Source organism: Arthrobacter sp. Soil_C_60, from assembly GCF_057656375.1.
This window is the reverse complement of the sequence record NZ_JBDGKM010000009.1, coordinates 137,059-153,206: the sequence shown is the minus strand read 5'-3', so window position 1 is coordinate 153,206 and position 16,148 is coordinate 137,059. Positions and strand designations below refer to the sequence as shown.

17 protein-coding genes and 1 riboswitch are annotated in these 16,148 nt (G+C 69.2%); of the genes, 14 read left to right on the top strand and 3 right to left on the bottom strand.

Translation table 11 applies throughout. From position 1 onward, the window contains the following. Positions 1-12 precede the first annotated feature (12 nt). A complete protein-coding gene (locus AC3A4M_RS17505; protein WP_498737288.1) occupies positions 13-564 on the bottom strand; it encodes a flavin reductase family protein in 552 nt (183 codons plus the stop codon). Between the two features lie 108 nt (positions 565-672). Beyond that, positions 673-740, top strand: a riboswitch (guanidine-III (ykkC-III) riboswitch). A 9-nt stretch (positions 741-749) separates the two neighbouring features. Between AC3A4M_RS17505 and AC3A4M_RS17500 the strand changes: the two genes are divergently transcribed. From AC3A4M_RS17500 to AC3A4M_RS17485, 4 genes are all read left to right on the top strand, one after another. After that, complete coding sequence (locus AC3A4M_RS17500) at positions 750-1,064, top strand: DMT family transporter (protein ID WP_498737286.1); 315 nt, start codon at positions 750-752, stop codon at positions 1,062-1,064. Positions 1,065-1,067: 3 nt separating this feature from the next. Next, entirely contained in the window at positions 1,068-1,427 is a 360-nt protein-coding gene (locus AC3A4M_RS17495; RefSeq protein WP_498737284.1) for a DMT family transporter, read from the top strand. An 88-nt stretch (positions 1,428-1,515) separates the two neighbouring features. After that, complete coding sequence (locus tag AC3A4M_RS17490) at positions 1,516-1,905, top strand: hypothetical protein (protein WP_498737283.1); 390 nt, start codon at positions 1,516-1,518, stop codon at positions 1,903-1,905. Positions 1,906-2,062: 157 nt separating this feature from the next. After that, positions 2,063-2,839, top strand: coding sequence for a sigma-70 family RNA polymerase sigma factor (locus AC3A4M_RS17485; RefSeq protein ID WP_498737281.1), 777 nt, complete (start codon positions 2,063-2,065; stop codon positions 2,837-2,839). A gap of 43 nt (positions 2,840-2,882) precedes the next feature. Here AC3A4M_RS17485 and AC3A4M_RS17480 read toward each other — a convergent pair whose 3' ends face one another. Beyond that, on the bottom strand, positions 2,883-3,839 hold the full coding sequence (locus AC3A4M_RS17480; RefSeq protein WP_498737280.1) for a glycosyltransferase family 9 protein: 957 nt from the start codon (positions 3,837-3,839) through the stop codon (positions 2,883-2,885). A gap of 149 nt (positions 3,840-3,988) precedes the next feature. Here AC3A4M_RS17480 and AC3A4M_RS17475 point away from each other — a divergent pair, with 149 nt between their 5' ends. The 7 genes from AC3A4M_RS17475 to AC3A4M_RS17445 all read left to right on the top strand — a co-directional run bounded on the left by AC3A4M_RS17475 (position 3,989) and on the right by AC3A4M_RS17445 (position 10,900). Next, entirely contained in the window at positions 3,989-4,594 is a 606-nt protein-coding gene (locus AC3A4M_RS17475) for a D-glycero-alpha-D-manno-heptose-1,7-bisphosphate 7-phosphatase (RefSeq protein WP_498737279.1), read from the top strand. Continuing rightward, entirely contained in the window at positions 4,591-5,658 is a 1,068-nt protein-coding gene (locus AC3A4M_RS17470; protein ID WP_498737277.1) for a glycosyltransferase family 9 protein, read from the top strand. The genes AC3A4M_RS17475 and AC3A4M_RS17470 overlap by 4 nt, the downstream gene beginning before the upstream one ends. Further along, complete coding sequence (locus AC3A4M_RS17465) at positions 5,655-6,659, top strand: glycosyltransferase (protein ID WP_498737275.1); 1,005 nt, start codon at positions 5,655-5,657, stop codon at positions 6,657-6,659. The genes AC3A4M_RS17470 and AC3A4M_RS17465 overlap by 4 nt, the downstream gene beginning before the upstream one ends. Next, positions 6,656-7,918 (top strand): glycosyltransferase, encoded by a 1,263-nt coding sequence (locus AC3A4M_RS17460; RefSeq protein ID WP_498737273.1) that lies wholly within the window; start codon positions 6,656-6,658, stop codon positions 7,916-7,918. The genes AC3A4M_RS17465 and AC3A4M_RS17460 overlap by 4 nt, the downstream gene beginning before the upstream one ends. Positions 7,919-8,040: 122 nt before the next feature. Continuing rightward, a complete protein-coding gene (locus AC3A4M_RS17455; protein WP_498737375.1) occupies positions 8,041-8,772 on the top strand; it encodes a D-sedoheptulose-7-phosphate isomerase in 732 nt (243 codons plus the stop codon). Beyond that, entirely contained in the window at positions 8,769-10,148 is a 1,380-nt protein-coding gene (locus AC3A4M_RS17450; protein ID WP_498737271.1) for a PfkB family carbohydrate kinase, read from the top strand. The genes AC3A4M_RS17455 and AC3A4M_RS17450 overlap by 4 nt, the downstream gene beginning before the upstream one ends. A gap of 35 nt (positions 10,149-10,183) precedes the next feature. Then, entirely contained in the window at positions 10,184-10,900 is a 717-nt protein-coding gene (locus AC3A4M_RS17445) for an SDR family oxidoreductase (protein WP_498737269.1), read from the top strand. Here AC3A4M_RS17445 and AC3A4M_RS17440 read toward each other — a convergent pair. Then, positions 10,866-12,065: a glycosyltransferase family 9 protein gene (locus AC3A4M_RS17440; protein ID WP_498737267.1), complete on the bottom strand. Its 1,200-nt coding sequence runs from the start codon at positions 12,063-12,065 to the stop codon at positions 10,866-10,868. The two genes, AC3A4M_RS17445 and AC3A4M_RS17440, sit on opposite strands and share 35 nt — an antisense overlap. 203 nt (positions 12,066-12,268) lie before the next feature. On the opposite strand from AC3A4M_RS17440, the gene AC3A4M_RS17435 reads away from it, so the two are divergent. From AC3A4M_RS17435 to AC3A4M_RS17425, 3 genes are read left to right on the top strand one after another with little or no spacing between them, the layout of a single operon-like run. Beyond that, positions 12,269-13,684, top strand: a complete 1,416-nt coding sequence (locus AC3A4M_RS17435) for an aldehyde dehydrogenase family protein (protein WP_498737265.1) — start codon at positions 12,269-12,271, stop codon at positions 13,682-13,684. Continuing rightward, complete coding sequence (rfaE2, locus tag AC3A4M_RS17430) at positions 13,681-15,276, top strand: D-glycero-beta-D-manno-heptose 1-phosphate adenylyltransferase (protein ID WP_498737263.1); 1,596 nt, start codon at positions 13,681-13,683, stop codon at positions 15,274-15,276. The genes AC3A4M_RS17435 and rfaE2 overlap by 4 nt, the downstream gene beginning before the upstream one ends. Next, on the top strand, positions 15,273-16,133 hold the full coding sequence (locus AC3A4M_RS17425) for a glycosyltransferase family 2 protein (protein ID WP_498737261.1): 861 nt from the start codon (positions 15,273-15,275) through the stop codon (positions 16,131-16,133). Before rfaE2 ends, AC3A4M_RS17425 begins: the two co-directional genes overlap by 4 nt. Positions 16,134-16,148 lie beyond the last annotated feature (15 nt).

Genomic DNA, 16,148 nt, shown 5'->3' with positions numbered 1-16,148 from the left:
GATCCTCTGTTATCAGCGTTCCAGCCGGTAGTAGGCGGAACCGAAATGGACAAGCGGGTCGAGTTCGTCCGCACCCGAGGCGGCGGAGCCCATCGCGAGCACTTCGCCGACGACCAGCAGGTGCGTGGTGGCTGGGTGGATCTGCGTGGTACGTAGTTCGAAATGGGCCAGGGCATTATCGACAATGGCGGCGCCGGAGGCGGCCCCGCGCCGGTACGGGACCTGGGTCAGCAGCCCCTCCAACGGTGTCCCCGGACTGGCCAGCCAATTGGCGATACCCTGCTGCTTGCCGGTGAGCAGACTCAGCGCCCACTTCCCGCTTTCTCCTACTGCCTCGGCGATGCGGGACTCGCCGTAAAGACTGACCAGCATGGTGGGCGGATCGTAGGAGACCGACAGATGGCCGGTGACCGTTGCGGCATAGTCCCGCCCGCGCCAGTTGGTGGAGACAACGCCGACGCCGGCGGCAGCATTGGCGCTGAGCAGGCGGTATTGATCGATGTCGGCTTCCGTCGGCGCACCGGCGTTGAGCCGGTAACTGTCCGGCGGTTCCGGGTTCTCCATTTGTCCATCGTGCCACGCGAGCCGCTCCTTCGGGCACGGTTGGCCGCTTCTGGTGGTGACATTGGCAACCAAACCCAGCCGCCGCCGTCGTACGTTGATATCTTCGTAGCAAGACCTCGAAACCGCAGGTCTCCGGACGACGGATCAGTACCCGGTGAGCGACAAGACTGGCCAAAGGATTTCCGATGGAATGGATAATACTGATCCTGTCCGGTGTGCTCGAAGCGGTGTGGGCGACGGCGCTGGGGCTCTCAAAGAACTTCCGCCGGCTGTGGCCGACGATCACGTTTTTCGTGGCGATGACCGTGAGCATGGCCGGCCTGGCCTACGCGATGACGGCGATCCCGGTCGGCACCGCTTACGCAGTCTGGGTCGGCGTGGGTGCCGTGCTCACGGCCGCCTACTCGATGGCCTTCGGCGGCGAGGCGGTTTCGTGGGCGAAGGTGCTGCTGTTGCTGGGGATAATCGGCTGCGTGGTAGGCCTGAAGGCGGTGGGTTGAGCCATGTATTGGACCGTCTTGCTGATCAGTGCCGTACTGGAAGCCGTCTGGGCAACCGCCCTCGGCGCGTCGGAGGGGCTGTCACGCCCCGGACCGACATTCCTGTTCTTTGTCGCCCTGTCCCTGAGCATGGTGGGTCTGGGCTATGCCATGCGGGGAATCCCGATCGGCACGGCCTATGCCGTCTGGACAGGTGTGGGGGCGGTGCTGACAGTCGCCTACGCGGTGGCCTTTGCCGGTGAGGCCGCGGGGCTGCTCAAGGTTCTTTTCCTCGTCGGGATCATCGGCTGCGTGATCGGGTTGAAGGTCGTCGATTCCAGGCGGCCGGAGAGCGAAGCGGCAGCAGAACACTCCGGCGGCTGACCACTGTTTTGTGATGTACCGCACAGTCTGGTTTACTGGGGGCGGGGTACGCCCTGGCCTGTATTGCCTTTCTTTCGGGGACTGATCAATGGATCACAAGCTGCAGCTCGTCGTCGGTCTTGATGCCGGCCTGAAATCCGTGCGGATCGATGTCCGGGGTTGCCTGACTGCCGCTAGTTGCCAGGCTTTGCTGTGCGTCCTGAAGCGGGCGCACTCCCTGGCGGCGGACGTCTCCCTCACATTGGATCTGCGCGAGGCGCGGCATATTGAGGTCCCGGCCCTCGAGATGCTTGGTTACCTGCCGGGATCCTCAAGCGCCAGTTCGACGGCCATCTATTCCGAAGTTCGCTGTGTGCTGGAGGGTGTCGGCGTCGTTGTGTTGCTGCTGCCGAAGCTTTCCCCGCTCTGCCGGACGGACAGGGTATTGGCGGGCGCTGGCGCCGATGTCCCCCGGTCGCTCCACCTGCACATCGCCTGAACTGCTTCTTCGGCTTATACCTTCTTCTCCCCGGGTAGGAGAAGATTTTCCGGCAACTTTTTTCCGAAGAACCGTTGATATGTAAGCATGCTTATGTTTCCCTGAAGTGGAACGCGGATACGCCGCGTGGTTCCCCTGATCAGGAGAGTCAACGGTTATGCAGCTTGCCACCAGCAACAACAAGGTACTCTTTCGCCAGGCGCGACGGGCAAAGGGCTCGTTGCGCCGGGCACTTGAAGAGGAACTGGTGCTGGGACACCTGGACATCGCGGAAACGGCCGCGCGGAACTACGTGGGAACGGGACGCGAGCTTGATGACCTGAAGCAGGTCGCCCGGATGGGACTGCTCAAGGCAGTCCGGGGCTTCGATCCCGAACGCGGGACGGATTTTCCCGCTTATGCGATGCCCACGGTGACGGGCGAGCTTAAGCGGTATCTGCGGGACAGCTGCTGGGTGATCCGGCCGCCGCGCCATGTCCAGGACCTGCGTACGGCGGCGGCCAAAGCCGGGCCGGCCCTGGCCCAGCGGCTGGGGCGGGATCCCGTTCTGTCGGAGCTGGCGGACGAACTGGGCGAAAGCCTAGAGTCGGTAGCCGAGGCCCTGAACTGCCAGAGCAGCTTGCGGCCGGAATCGCTGGAAGCGGATGCCGACGGCCGGAATCTGGCCGACTCGCTGGGCGGCGCGGACAACAGGCTGGACAAGGCGGAGGAGCGGCTCATGCTGCGCGGTGCCATCCGGGAGCTCAGCCGGCGCGAGCAGCAGCTGCTGTACTACCGGTACTTCGAGGAAGAATCCCAGCAGCGGGTGGGCGAGCGGGTCGGGATGACGCAGATGCAGGTCTCCCGTGCGCTGGCCCGGATCCTGGTGAAGCTGCAGCGCCAGTTGCTGGAAGACCACGACGCCGACAACGGCGCCAGCGTGCGCACTGCCTAGTTCCACCTGCCCGGAGGGGCTCCTCAGCGGCGGCCCCGGCTCCTTAGATACCCAGCCGGGACACCGCGGACAGCACATCCTGCACGCTGACCGCCAGGAGCGCCGGATCCGGCTGGTCGGAAAAGGTGTCGCCGACGCGAAGCGATTCGTTCGTCAGCACGATGTGCGGTCCGGGCGGCGGACCCCATTCGGCTACTGGGGCCGGCCCGAAGATCACCACGGAGGGACGGCCGTATGCGGAGGCGAGATGGGCGGCTCCGGTATCTGCCGAAATAACCAGTGACGCTTCCGCGACGGCCGCCGCGAATTCGCCCAGTTCCAGTTCACCGGCCACCACGGTTTCGGCGGGCAGGCCGGCGGTGGCTGCCACTTTTTCGGCACGCGGCCGCTCGCTGCTGCTGCCGGTAAAGAGCACCTCATGCCCGGCAGCGGCAAGTTCCCGCGCGACTTCGGCAAAGCGTTCCACCGGCCAGAGCCGGCTGCCGTAGGCCGCGCCCACATGGATGACTACGGCACCTGGCCGGGGGCTGGCAACCGCCGGTGGCTGCAGCCGGTAGTCGAGCGGATCGGCGTCAATGCCATGCCAGTGGACCAGCCGGGCCCAGCGCTCGCGTTCATGGACGCCGTCCTGCCAGCACGGACCGTCCCACTCTTCGGACAGATGGCCAATGATCCGTTTGGCCTGCAAGGCCCTGATCCGGCCGCGGCTCTCGGGCCCGCTTCCATGCAGGTTCACGGCAACGTCCACCCGTCCCGGGGAGAGCGCCAACGGAACGTCCAGGCCATGCGTATCCAGCAGGTCATCCACCGATCCGACCAGCTCGATCATCGGACGGAGCCAGCCCTGGGCTGCGTAGATGATGCGGTGGTCCGGGTAGGCCCGCCGCAGGGCATGCAGCGCTGGCACCGCCACCAGCAGGTCGCCGAGCTTCAAGGCTCGCAGCACCAGCAGTTCCGGCCTGCCGTCGGGCTCCAGTCCGTCCCGCATCAATTGCTCCATGGTGGTGCAGAGTCCTTCCGATCGGTATTCGTTTTATGGTGCCACATGCCGCGGCCGGACCGGCGGGAAACGGGGCAAGCCGGGAGAAGAAGTAAAAGAAGTAGCAGCGGAAGTGTTTAGGCCGCTGCTTCTACGGGAACAGTGCTGGTATGAGTCGCCAGGTTATTGATCCGCTGCGGGCCGTCCTCTTCGACCGGGACGGCACCTTGGTGGTGGACGTTCCGTACAACGGGGACCCGCAACTGGTCCGGCCGATGCCCGGCGCCGCCGAGGCCCTTGACGCGGTCCGCAGCGCCGGACTGGGGTGCGGCGTGCTGACCAACCAGTCCGGCATTGCCCGCGGAATGCTGCAACGCCCGCAGGTCGACGCGGTCAACGCCCGGGTGGAGGAACTGCTGGGGCCGTTCGACCTCTGGGAAGTCTGCCCGCACGGGCCGGTGGACGGCTGCGAGTGCCGGAAGCCGGCGCCGGGGATGATCCTCAGCGCCTGCCGCCGGCTCGGCCTGCAGCCGTCCGAAGTCGCTTTCATCGGCGACATTGGTGCCGACGTCGAGGCCGCGGCAGCCGCCGGAGCAACCGGCGTGCTGGTGCCAACTCCGGTGACACGTGCCGAGGAGATCGACGCGGCGGAGCTGGTCGCGCCGGATCTGGCCGCGGCCCTTGAGCTGCTGCTGGGAACCGGCTGGTTGCCGGATGATGAACTCAGCGACGCTGGCCTGGTCCGGGATGCCGACGTGGTGCGGGGCAGCCTATGAGCCGGGTGCTGGTAGCCAGGCTGGACAGTGCGGGGGACGTGCTGCTCGCAGGTCCTGCCGTCCGCGCCGTCGCCGCCGGCAGAGCCGGCAGGCCCAACGAGGTCCTTATGCTCTGCGGGCCGCAGGGGACCGCGGCGGCACAGCTGCTGCCCGGCGTTACCGACGTATTCACCTGGGCTAGCCCATGGATCATGGATCCGGCGCCGCCGGTGACCGAGGACCACCTGGCCGCACTGTGCGATTGGGTGCGTGGCCGCCAGATCGAAGAAGCCGTGATCCTGACGTCATTCCACCAGTCCCCGCTCCCGCTGGCCATGCTGCTGCGGCTGGCCGGGGTGGAACGGATTGCCGCGGCGTCCACCGACTACGCCGGTTCGCTGCTGGATGTGCGGCTCAAGCCCGGTGAAGACTTTCCCGAAGACCAGCCTGAGGCCGAGCGCGCGCTGCAGATCGCCGCGGCCGCGGGCTACCGTCTACCGGCCAACGACGACGGACGGCTGCGCGTGAGCGACGTTCCGGATGTCGGCTGGCTGGTTGGCACCGATCGGTACATCGTCGTACATCCCGGCGCGGCCGTCCCGGCGAGGGCCTGGCCTCCGCTGCACCATGCGGCCGCCGTGGAACTGCTCATCGCCGCCGGCTACCGCGTGGTGGTCACGGGCGGTCCCGCGGAGGCGGAACTGACCGCGACGGTGGCGGGCCCGGACGCCCTCGATCTGGGCGGCCGGACCGACCTGCACAGCCTGGCCGGAGTGCTGGCCGGTGCTTCCGCCGTCGTCACCGGCAATACCGGTCCGGCGCACCTGGCGGCCGCCGTCGGAACTCCCGTGGTCAGTCTTTTCGCCCCGGTGGTTCCGGCCGTGCGCTGGGCGCCGTACAAAGTGCCGCTGGAACTGCTGGGGGACCAGAACGCCCCATGCCGGCTCAGCCGCGCCCGCGTCTGCCCGGTGCCCGGCCACCCCTGCCTGTCCGGCGTCGAACCCGAAGAAGTGGTGGCGGCCGTGCAGCGGCTGACCACCGGAGTTACGTCCTTGCCCACCCGCAGAGAGACGAGGAACGCATGAGAATACTGCTTTGGCACGTCCACGGCGGCTGGACCGACGCGTTTGTGCGCGGCCGCCACGACTACCTGCTGCCCGCAACGCCCGACGGCGGACCCTGGGGCCTGGGCCGGGCCGGCCGCGATTGGCCCGAAAATGTCCGCGACGTCGCGCCGGAGGACCTGCGCGAGGAGGATATCGACGTCGTCGTGCTGCAGCGGCCGGAGGAACTGGCCGAATGCGAGCGGCTGCTGGGAAGGCGCCCGGGCCGCGACATTCCCGCGGTCTTCCTGGAGCACAATACGCCCAAGGGCGATGTCCCCAACTCGCTGCACCCGCTGGCGGACCAGCAAGCTATTCCGGTGGTGCACGTGACCCACTTCAACCGGCTGTTCTGGGACTGCGGCACCGCGCCCACCACGGTGATCGAGCACGGCGTGGTGGACCCCGGGCACCTCTATACCGGCGAACTGGACCATCTGGCCGTGGTGGTCAACGAACCTGTCCGCCGTTGGCGGGTGACCGGTACGGACCTGCTGCCCGAGTTCGCGCTGGCCGGCCATCTGGAAGTCTTCGGCATGGGCACGGACGAACTCGCCTCGGCAACCGGGCTGGGACCTGACCAGCTGACCGTCCGCGGCGACCTGCCCGGCAAGCTGCTGCATGCCGAACTGGCGCGCTGCCGCGCGTACGTGCATCCGCTGCGCTGGACCTCGCTGGGCCTGGCCCTGCTGGAAGCCATGCACCTGGGCATGCCGGTCATCGCGCTGGCCACCACCGAAGCGGCCCGTGCGGTCCCGCCGGAGGCCGGCGCCATCTCCACGAGTGTGGACGAACTGCGCCGGGAAGCGGCAAGGCTGGTGCAGGAACCCGAGGAGGCCCGGGCCCGCGGCGCGGTGGCACGCGAAACCGTGCTGCAGCGCCACGGACTGGCCGCCTTCCTGGACAACTGGGACGCGGTCCTGGCCGAAACAAGGACACACGCCGGCAGGGTTATTGCAGCGAACGAGAGGAGAGAGCTGTGAGGATTTCCATGGTTTCCGAACACGCCAGCCCGCTGGCCGTACTGGGAGGAGTGGACGCCGGCGGCCAGAACGTGCACGTCGCCGCCCTTTCTGCCTCCCTGGCCAAGCGCGGGCACTCCATCACCGTTTATACGCGGCGGGACAATGCGGCCCTGCCCACACGAGTGCGGATGCGGCCCGGCGTGGAAGTGGTCCATATCGATGCCGGACCGCCCGAGCAGGTGTCCAAGGACGAACTGCTGCCGTTCATGGGCCAGCTGGCGGACGGAATCTCCGCGGACTGGGACTGCAACCCGCCGGATATCGTCCACGGCCATTTCTGGATGTCCGGCGTGGCCGCCCTCGACGCTGCCCGGCGCAACTACGGTTCCGGTTACCCGGTGCCCGTGCTGCAGACTTTCCACGCCCTCGGCACGGTCAAGCGCCGGCACCAGGGCGTGCAGGACACCAGCCCCGCTCAGCGCGCCTGGCTGGAACCGTCCGTGGGACGCAATGTAGACCGCATCATCGCCACCTGCTCCGACGAGGTCTTCGAACTGACCGCCATGGGCGTGCCCCGGAGCAACATCTCCATTGCCCCCTGCGGGGTGGATCTGGAGCTGTTCGGCGCCACCGGCGACGTCGAGCCGCGCGGCCGCCGCCACCGGATCATGAGTGTGGGCCGGCTGGTGCCGCGCAAGGGTGTTGACCTGGTGGTCCGCGCGCTGCGGCTGCTGAAAGACCAAGGGATTGACGACGTCGAACTGCTGGTTGTCGGCGGAGCTTCCGGGCCGGATGGGCTGGCCGGGGACCCCGAAGCGCAGCGTTTGATGGAGCTGGCCGGCGAGCTCGGTGTCGCGGACCAGGTGGTGCTGCGCGGCCAGATCCCGCAGGACAAGATCCCCACCGTGTTGCGCAGCGCCGACGCCGTGGTCTGCGTGCCCTGGTACGAGCCGTTCGGCATCGTGCCGCTGGAAGCCATGGCGTGCGGCGTTCCGGTGGTCGCGGCTTCGGTGGGCGGTCTGATCGACACGGTGGTGGACCGCAAGACCGGTCTGCAGGTGCCGCCGAAGGACCCTGAAGCGGTGGCCTGCGCGCTGGCAGAGCTGCTGCGGGATCCGCAGCTGGCCCAGGAGCTGGGCCGGGCCGGCCGGAAGCGGGTCCGCACCCGTTACTCCTGGGACCGCGTGGCCGCCGATACCGAAAAGGCCTACAACCTGGCCCGGAACTCCGGTGCCCTGAGCGGGGCACTGCGCCAGCTGGAAGGGGAAGCACTGTGAGACCTGTATCGATCACCACCCAGACGGGCGGCAGGCAGGCAACCGCACGCAGCCAGACCGCCGGCCGGACGCAGGCGGAGCCGGAAAGCTACGTCCGGCCGCCGGGGCCGGCCCTTGTCCCGGTGCCGAGTCCCGCCGTCGTGCCTTCCGCTGTTCCCGGCCCGGGGCGCCAGGACGCCGCAGGGGAGGAAACGGTTGAGGGCCTGGACGCGGTGCTGGCGCATCTGGGGCAGGTGGCTCCGGCCGTCGACTCCCTGCGCAGCCAGGCCCCGCAGCTCGCGGCCTGGGGCATCGACCTGGCGGACCGGCTGCTCGGCGGGCAGCGGCTGCTCGCGGCCGGAAACGGCGGATCCGCCGCGGAGGCGCAGCACCTGACCGCAGAGCTGGTGGGCCGCTTCGACGGCGAGCGGGAGGCGTTCTCTGCCATCTCGCTGCATGCGGAAACCTCCGCGGTCACCGCCATCGGCAACGACTACGGCTTCGACCAGCTCTTCGCCCGGCAGGTCCGCGGCCACGGGCGCGAGGGGGATGTGCTGGTGCTGCTGACCACCAGCGGGAAAAGTGCCAACCTGCTCAACGCGGTAGAGGCCGCCCGCAGCCTGGGCGTGACCACCTGGGCGCTGACCGGCAGCGCCCCGAATCCGCTGACCAGGATCTGTGACGACTACATCGCCATCGATGCGCTGCCGGCCAATGTGCAGGAGGGGCACCTGATGGCCCTGCACGCCATCTGCCGGGCGTTTGACGCCGAGGTGTCCCGGCGCCGTGCGGCCGAAACCGCGGCCGGCGCAACCTCGGCCGGCCCGGGCCGCACGGCCAGTCCGCGAAGTACGGACAGAAGGAGGCATCCATGAGCCGGAAGAACATTGTGGTGGTCGGCGATGTGCTGCTAGATGCCGATGTGCACGGCGACGCCAGCAGGCTTTCCCCGGATGCGCCGGTGCCCGTGGTGGATGTGGCAGAGACGGACTACCGGGCCGGCGGTGCCGGGCTGGTGGCACGGATGCTGGAGCGCGACGGGCACGCCGTCCGGCTGGTCACCGTGCTGTCCGACGACGGCGCCTCCGGGCAGCTGCGCGGCGCCCTTGAAGGGATAGAAGTTGTTGCCGGTCCCTCTGGCGCACCCACACCGGTGAAGACCCGGATCCGTGCCGCCGGCCAGTGCGTTGTGCGGTTTGACGAGGGTTGCGGCGAGGTGAAGATCCCCGACGTGACCGACGGAATGCTCGCCGCCCTCGAACAGGCCGACGCCGTGGTCGTGGCGGACTATGGACGGGGCTTGGCCGCGAATACCCGGCTGCGTGAACTCCTGCAGGAGCTGGCCGGCAGGGTGCCCGTGGTCTGGGACCCGCATCCTTCCGGAAGCACGCCGGTACCCGGCGTCACCGCGGTCACGCCCAACCTGCCGGAGGCGATCCGGGCAGCCGGGCTCTCCACGAAACAGGACGGCGGAGCGCGCGAGGCTGCCCTGGCGGCTGAGGAACTGCGCCGTGCCTGGCACTGCGGCTCGGTAATCGTCACGCTCGGCGGTGCCGGCGCACTGGTCCTGGCCGACGACGGCCTGCCGCAGGTCATCCCTGCCCCCAAGGTGCAGGCGGGGGACCCCTGCGGAGCCGGTGACCGCTTTGCCGGCGCGCTCGCCGTCGGGCTGATGGGCGGGCAGCCGCTGCCGGCGGCGGCCGAGGGCGCCGTGCAACAGGCGGCCGCCTTCCTCGCCGCCGGCGGGGTGGCCAGTCTGCGTGAAGAAGCCGCGCCGGAGCAGCTGCACGGCGGCGGCGTGGATGCGCTGCGGGTGGCCCGGCAGACGCGGGAAGCCGGCGGCACCGTGGTGGCGACCGGGGGCTGCTTCGACCTGCTGCACGCCGGCCATGCCCGGACCTTGGCCGCCGCCCGCGGGTTGGGCGACTGCCTGATCGTCTGCCTCAACTCGGACGCCTCGGTCACACGGCTCAAGGGCGAAGACCGTCCCATCATGGGCCAGCAGGACCGCGCCGAACTGCTGCTCTCGCTGGAGTGCGTGGACGCGGTGCTGGTCTTCGACGAGCAGACCCCGGAGGCCGCACTGGAACAGCTGCGGCCGGACCTCTGGGTCAAGGGCGGGGACTACACGGCGGACCAGCTGCCCGAAGCCGCACTGCTGCAGACCTGGGGCGGACGTGCCGTGACGGTTCCCTACCATCCGGCCCGCTCCACCACCCGGCTGGCCGCCGCCTTGGCCAAGGTCGGCTAGCCAACAAGACCATCCACGTCCATTAGGAGGAACAGATGAAATCAGCAGAATCCATCACGAATCCCTACAACCCCGGCCGCGTGCTGGTCACCGGCGGTGGCTCCGGCCTCGGTGCCGCCGTCGTCGAAGCGGTCCGCGAAGCCGGCGGCACCCCGGTGGTGCTGGACCGCGATGTCAGCCGCGTCTCCGGCGTGAAGTGCCTGGAAGTCGATGTGTCCGACCGCGAGGCCGTCACCGCGGCGGTGCAGCAGGCGGCGGAAACGCTGGACGGGCTGGACGCCGTGGTCACCGCGGCAGGCATCGACCGCTGCGGCCGGCTGGAAGACGTCCCGGCGGACGAATGGGACAAGGTGATCGGTGTGAACCTGATGGGCACGGTCTCCGTGGTCCGCGCCGCGCTGCCGCACCTGATGGCTACGCATGGGCGGGTCATCACTGTGGCTTCGTCGCTGGGCATCAAGGCGGTCTCGGATGCCACCGCCTACTGCGCGTCGAAGTTCGGCGTCGTCGGTTTCAGCCGCGCGCTCGCGGCGGAGACCCGCGGGCAGATCGGCGTCACCACCATGATTCCGGCCGGCATGAAGACCCGCTTCTTCGACGACCGGACGGAGCAGTACAAGCCGCAGGACGACTCGCGGCTCAACGATCCCGAACGGGTGGCCGAGGCCATCCTCTTCGCACTCTCACAGCCGAAGGGCTGCGAGGTACGCGAGATGGTTATTTGCCACGAAGAAGAAGACTCGTGGCCCTAAGCTGGCGGACGTCCGAGTAGACGTCTTCGGGGCGTATCTGCTCGGTCAGCGGAAACTCGTGTTCGCAGCGCTCGGCGGTCCAGCCGACCTGCGTCAGATCGGATCCGCAGACCGGGCAGTGCGTCATCCAGGACATATGGACCCGGTGCACGGTCCGTCCCAGCGCGCCGGCCATAATCATGTTCCCGGCCCAGTAGATCCCGACGGTGGGCGTGCCCACGGCCTGGGCCAGATGCCGCGGCCCGCTGTCGTTTCCCAGCATGACGTCGCTGGCGCGCAGCAACGCGGCCAGTTCCCCGAGCCCCAACTGCCCGGCCACGGAACGGATGCTCCCGGCGTCGTGCATTAGTTCCTGCGCCTGGGCAATTACGTTGTCCGCCAAATCCACATCCTCCGAGCCCCCGACCAGGAGGACCTGGCAGCCATCCTGCGCCGCCCACGCGGCGACCTGCGCAAAGTACGACGGCGGCCATTGCCTCCGCTGGTCCGAGGCACCGGGGTGGATGGTCACCAGCGAGGGCCGGCCGGCGTCCAGCAGGCCGGCAGCCGCCGCCTCTTCCTCGGGCAGCACCGCCAGCTGGGGCTGCAGGGCCACCGGGGCGGCGCCGGCGAGGCCGGCCACTTCGAGCGCGCGGAGCACTTCGTGCTGGTAATAGAGGTACGGGACGGTCCGTTCCAGCGCCGCGGCATCTTCGGTCCGGGTGCCCACGGTGTGCCGGGCTTCAAGCTGGAGCAGGAACGGGTTGGAAAAGCGGCCGCCACCGTGGAGCTGGACGGCCAGGTCGAAACGCTCTGCCCGCATCCGGGCCAGGAACTCTTCCACCGCCGCCGGGTCCTCGGGCCCCGGCCGCACGCCCTCCGCAAAGGGCAGCACCTCCACCCGGTCCACCGGACCCGGCCGGCCGCCCAGCAGCGCCGCATGCAGCGGTGCCCCGAGCAGCGTGATGGTCGCCTCCGGATAGGCGGCAGCCAGCGATTGCATGGCCGGCACGGCAAACATCAGGTCGCCGAGTCCGCCGCCGCGCAGCACCGCGATCTTCTTTACGCCGTCGAACCGTCCCAGCAGCGGGCCGACGAGGCCCTGCCCCGCCGTTGTAGCGAGCCGCTCGCCGCCAAAGTCCGCTCCGCCGGTGGCCACTTCGTTGACGTCGATTTCCTGTTCCATCTGTACCTCCATCTTCGCCGGCGGACATCGGCAGTATCTGTTCTGAGCTTCACCCTAAAGCGCTTCTGCGCCGCTGACCAGTGCTTCAAAGAGGTTGGATCCTGCGTGTCTGAATGGGCAGGCAACGGGGTACGGAGTGAAGCAGAACGCTTTGTCCGGCGGCACTTTTGGGTGCGGCCGGGCCAATCTGGAAAAGGAGCGATATGACAACCGGTTCCGAGACAGTCCTGCGGCAGGAAAACGCGTCAGCCGACGCAGCCATCACCATTCACGATCCACGCGACGGCAGCCTGGTGGGCAGCGTGCCGGAGGCCCGCCCCGAGGAAGTGAACCAGGCGGTTGCCGCCGCCCGCGCCGCACAGCCGGACTGGGCGGCCATGGACCCGGCAGCCCGCGGCGAACTGCTGCACGCGGCGGCCGCTGCGCTGAACGACAACGCCGAACGGCTGGCGCAGCTGAACGCACGCGAAACCGGCCGGCCGGAGGCCGAGGCCCTGGAAGGTGTTAAAGCCGGGGCGGCAACGCTGCGGCAGTACGCGGAAGTGGCCCCGGTACACCGCGGGCTGAGCCTGCGCGGTTCGAGAATGGCCGCCGACTACACCGTGGCCGAGCCTAGGGGCGTCGCGGTCCTGCTGACCCCGTGGAACGATCCGGTCGCCGTCGCAGCGGGACTGCTGGGCGCCGCACTGGTCACCGGCAACACCCTGGTGCACAAGCCGAGCGAGCGCTGCCCGCACCTGGGCGCCCTCCTCGGGGAGGTGCTGGCGGCCGTGCTGCCGCCGGACGTCCTGATCACGCTCAACGGTGGACCGCAGGTGGGCTCGGCGCTGACCAACCATCCCGGCGTCGACGTTTTCGCCCATGTCGGCTCCAGCGCCACCGGGACGAGGATCGCGCAGGCGGCGGCGCTGACCGGCGCGCATGTGATCCGCGAAAACGGCGGCAACGATCCGCTGCTGGTGGACGCCGGCGTGGACCCGGCGTGGGCGGCGGAACAGGCGGCCATCGGGGCCTTCGCCAACAGCGGCCAGATCTGCACCTCGGTGGAACGGATTTACGTGCACCGCGACATCGCCGATGCCTTCTGCAGCGCCCTCGCCGAGGAGGCCCGCAAGCGCAATACCGGACAGCAGCTCGCGCCGCTGGTGGATACCCGGTTGCGCGATGAAGTCCACGCCCAGGTTGCCCAGGCGCTGGCCGCCGGCGCGAAGGCCACGGAAGGCGGCGGGCTGCCCGAGGGGCCGGGCGCGCACTATCCGGCCACCGTGCTTCTGGGCTGCAGCGAGGACATGACCATCATGGCCGAGGAGACCTTCGGGCCGGTGGCACCGGTGTCCGTGGTGGACAGCTTCGACGAGGGGCTGCAGCGTGCGGCCGCCGGACGGTACGGCCTGGCCGCCACCGTGCTGACGGCCGACATGGCGCATGCCCATCAGTCGGTGGCAGCGCTGCCGGTCGGCACGGTCAAGATCAATGCCGTCTTCGGCGGCGCGCCGGGCGGTTCGGCCCAGCCGCGCAAGGACAGCGGCCACGGTTTCGGCTACGGCCCGGAGCTGCTGGACGAATTCACCCAGGTCAAGGTGGTCCACGTCGGCCTGCCGGGCGGGGTGAGGCGATGAGCTCGCTGGAAGGCATTTCCGGACTCGCTGACTGGCTGCCGCAGCGCCTGGCCGAGGCGGCCCCGCAGATCACTGTGCTCGGCGACGTGATGCTGGACGGCTGGTTCACCGGCCGGATCGAGCGCTTCTGCCGCGAGGCGCCGGCCCCGGTGGTGGACATGTTCCGGCGCGAGTATGCCCCCGGCGGCGCCGCCAACACCGCCATGAACCTTGCCGCGCTCGGCGCGCAGGTACGGATTGTCGGGCTGACCGGCAGCGACGAGGCCGGACGCCGGCTGCGGGAGCTGCTGGCCGGTGCCGGCGTGGACGTCGCCGGTCTCATCGAACATCCTGAGGTCGTCACCACCACGAAGTACCGCGTGATCGGCGGGGACCAGATCATGCTGCGGATGGACGAACAGACCCAGCGGATGCCGGTGGACGCGGTGGAGCAGCTGGCCGCCGCGGTGCCGCAGTCGCTGCTGGCCAGTGCCGCCGTGGTTGTCTGCGACTACGGCTCCGGCGCCCTCGGCGGTGCCGTGCGCGAAACCCTGGCGGCCCTCCGGGGCGATCGGCTGACGGTGGTGGACGCGCACGATCCGCGGCCCTGGGCGCAGGTGCAGCCGGATCTGGTCACGCCCAATGCCGGCGAAGCCGCCGGGCTCCTCGGCATCGCCTTCGAACCGGACTCGGACCGGGCGGGCCTGGTCGCCGCGAGCGGCGGGCAGTTGCTCGAAGCGGCGGGCGCCCGCTCCGCCGTCGTTACCCTTGACCGGGACGGCACCATTTTGCTCAACAACGACGGCGGCACGCACCGCACGTGGGCCCGTCCCGTTACCGAGAAGCAGGCATCCGGCGCGGGCGACACGTTTGTGGCCTGCCTGACGCTCGCACGGGCTGCCGGGCTGCAGCTGACCACCTGCTTGGATCTTGCGCAGGCCGCGGCCGACGTCGTCGTCCACCGACCCGGCACCTCGGTATGCAGCACGGCGGACCTGGCCGGGCACCTGGGCAGCTTCAGCGACACTGCCTTGGACGCGGCGGAACTGGCCCGGCGGCTTGGCGACGAGCGGGCCGCGGGACGGCGGATCGTGCTGACCAACGGCTGTTTCGATGTGCTGCACCGCGGGCACACGCGCTACCTGAACCAGGCCAAACAGCTGGGCGACGTGCTCGTGGTCGCGCTCAACAGCGACGAATCCGCGCGCCGGCTCAAGGGCCCGGACCGGCCGATCAATCCGGTGGGGGACAGGGCAGGCATCATCGCGGCGCTGAGCTGCGTGGATTACGTGACCGTGTTCGACACGGACACCCCCATCCCGCTGATCGAGGCCGTCAAACCGGACATCTATGCCAAGGGCGGGGACTATTCGCCGCAGATGCTCGAGGAAACGCCTGCGGTGGAAGCGTACGGGGGACAGGTCAGCATCTTGGATTACGTCTCCGAGCATTCGACGACGGCGGTAGTGCGGCGCATCCGCAGCACCGGCACCGGCACCGGCACCGGCAACGGCACGGGTGCGGGCGCAGCCCCGGCCAAAGCCACCGTCACAGACGGGGCTACTGGCGCAGCTGCGGCCGGACCCGTGGCCGAAGAAGCGGAACGGGCATGACGCGCAGGCACTCGGGGCAGTGGGCGCTCCCGGTGCCCGAGGAGCCCCACGCCGACGTGGACGTACTGATCCCTACCTACGGGCGCGAGGCGGAACTGGCCGTGACGCTGGCCGGACTTGCCGCCCAGGACGGGCCAGCGTTCTCGGTGACCATCAGCGACCAGACCGACGGCGATCCCACCTGGGGCCATCCGGCGGTCGCCGCAATGGTCCGGGTACTCAGGGCCCAGGGCCGCAAGGTCCAGCTGGAGCGGCATCTGCCCCGGCAGGGCATGGCGGAGCAGCGGGATTTCCTGCTGGGCCTCGCCAACGCGCCGCTGGTGCTGTTCGTGGACAATGACATCTGGCTGGAGCCGGGCCTGCTGGCACGGATGCACGCCGCCATCCGCGAGGCGGGCTGCGGGTTCATCGGCGCCGCCGTCCAGGGGCTCTCCTACCTGGACGACGAGCGGCCTCAGGAGCAGGAGCCCTTTGAACTATGGGAGGGGACCGTTGAGCCGGAGCGGGTGCGCCGGACGGATGAACGGTTCGCCCGCTGGACGCTGCACAACGCGGCGAACCTGACCCACATCGCCCGGTCGTTGGAGATTCCCGACGGCGAGTGGCGGTTGTACAAGGTGGCCTGGGTTGGCGGCTGCGTGCTGTACGACCGAGCCAAGCTGGTTGAGTGCGGCGGCTTCGAGTTCTGGAAGGAGCTGCCGGCCGCCCATGCCGGTGAGGACGTGGTCGCGCAGCTGCGGGTCATGGAGCGCTACGGCGGAGCGGGGATCCTGCCCTCCGGCGCGGTGCACCTGGAAGCGCCGACTACGGTGACGGACCGGTCCACCGAAGCATCCGAGGTCATCCTCGACGAGTAGCTTTAGCCCGACTTG

What these genes read in the sequence shown, in the direction of transcription:
- AC3A4M_RS17505 (WP_498737288.1), bottom strand. Translation starts at nt 564, where the DNA reads ATGGAGAACCCGGAACCGCCGGACAGTTACCGGCTCAACGCCGGTGCG.
- AC3A4M_RS17500 (WP_498737286.1), top strand. Translation starts at nt 750, where the DNA reads ATGGAATGGATAATACTGATCCTGTCCGGTGTGCTCGAAGCGGTGTGG.
- AC3A4M_RS17495 (WP_498737284.1), top strand. Translation starts at nt 1,068, where the DNA reads ATGTATTGGACCGTCTTGCTGATCAGTGCCGTACTGGAAGCCGTCTGG.
- AC3A4M_RS17490 (WP_498737283.1), top strand. Translation starts at nt 1,516, where the DNA reads ATGGATCACAAGCTGCAGCTCGTCGTCGGTCTTGATGCCGGCCTGAAA.
- AC3A4M_RS17485 (WP_498737281.1), top strand. Translation starts at nt 2,063, where the DNA reads ATGCAGCTTGCCACCAGCAACAACAAGGTACTCTTTCGCCAGGCGCGA.
- AC3A4M_RS17480 (WP_498737280.1), bottom strand. Translation starts at nt 3,839, where the DNA reads ATGGAGCAATTGATGCGGGACGGACTGGAGCCCGACGGCAGGCCGGAA.
- AC3A4M_RS17475 (WP_498737279.1), top strand. Translation starts at nt 3,989, where the DNA reads ATGAGTCGCCAGGTTATTGATCCGCTGCGGGCCGTCCTCTTCGACCGG.
- AC3A4M_RS17470 (WP_498737277.1), top strand. Translation starts at nt 4,591, where the DNA reads ATGAGCCGGGTGCTGGTAGCCAGGCTGGACAGTGCGGGGGACGTGCTG.
- AC3A4M_RS17465 (WP_498737275.1), top strand. Translation starts at nt 5,655, where the DNA reads ATGAGAATACTGCTTTGGCACGTCCACGGCGGCTGGACCGACGCGTTT.
- AC3A4M_RS17450 (WP_498737271.1), top strand. Translation starts at nt 8,769, where the DNA reads ATGAGCCGGAAGAACATTGTGGTGGTCGGCGATGTGCTGCTAGATGCC.
- AC3A4M_RS17445 (WP_498737269.1), top strand. Translation starts at nt 10,184, where the DNA reads ATGAAATCAGCAGAATCCATCACGAATCCCTACAACCCCGGCCGCGTG.
- AC3A4M_RS17440 (WP_498737267.1), bottom strand. Translation starts at nt 12,065, where the DNA reads ATGGAACAGGAAATCGACGTCAACGAAGTGGCCACCGGCGGAGCGGAC.
- AC3A4M_RS17435 (WP_498737265.1), top strand. Translation starts at nt 12,269, where the DNA reads ATGACAACCGGTTCCGAGACAGTCCTGCGGCAGGAAAACGCGTCAGCC.
- rfaE2 (WP_498737263.1), top strand. Translation starts at nt 13,681, where the DNA reads ATGAGCTCGCTGGAAGGCATTTCCGGACTCGCTGACTGGCTGCCGCAG.
- AC3A4M_RS17425 (WP_498737261.1), top strand. Translation starts at nt 15,273, where the DNA reads ATGACGCGCAGGCACTCGGGGCAGTGGGCGCTCCCGGTGCCCGAGGAG.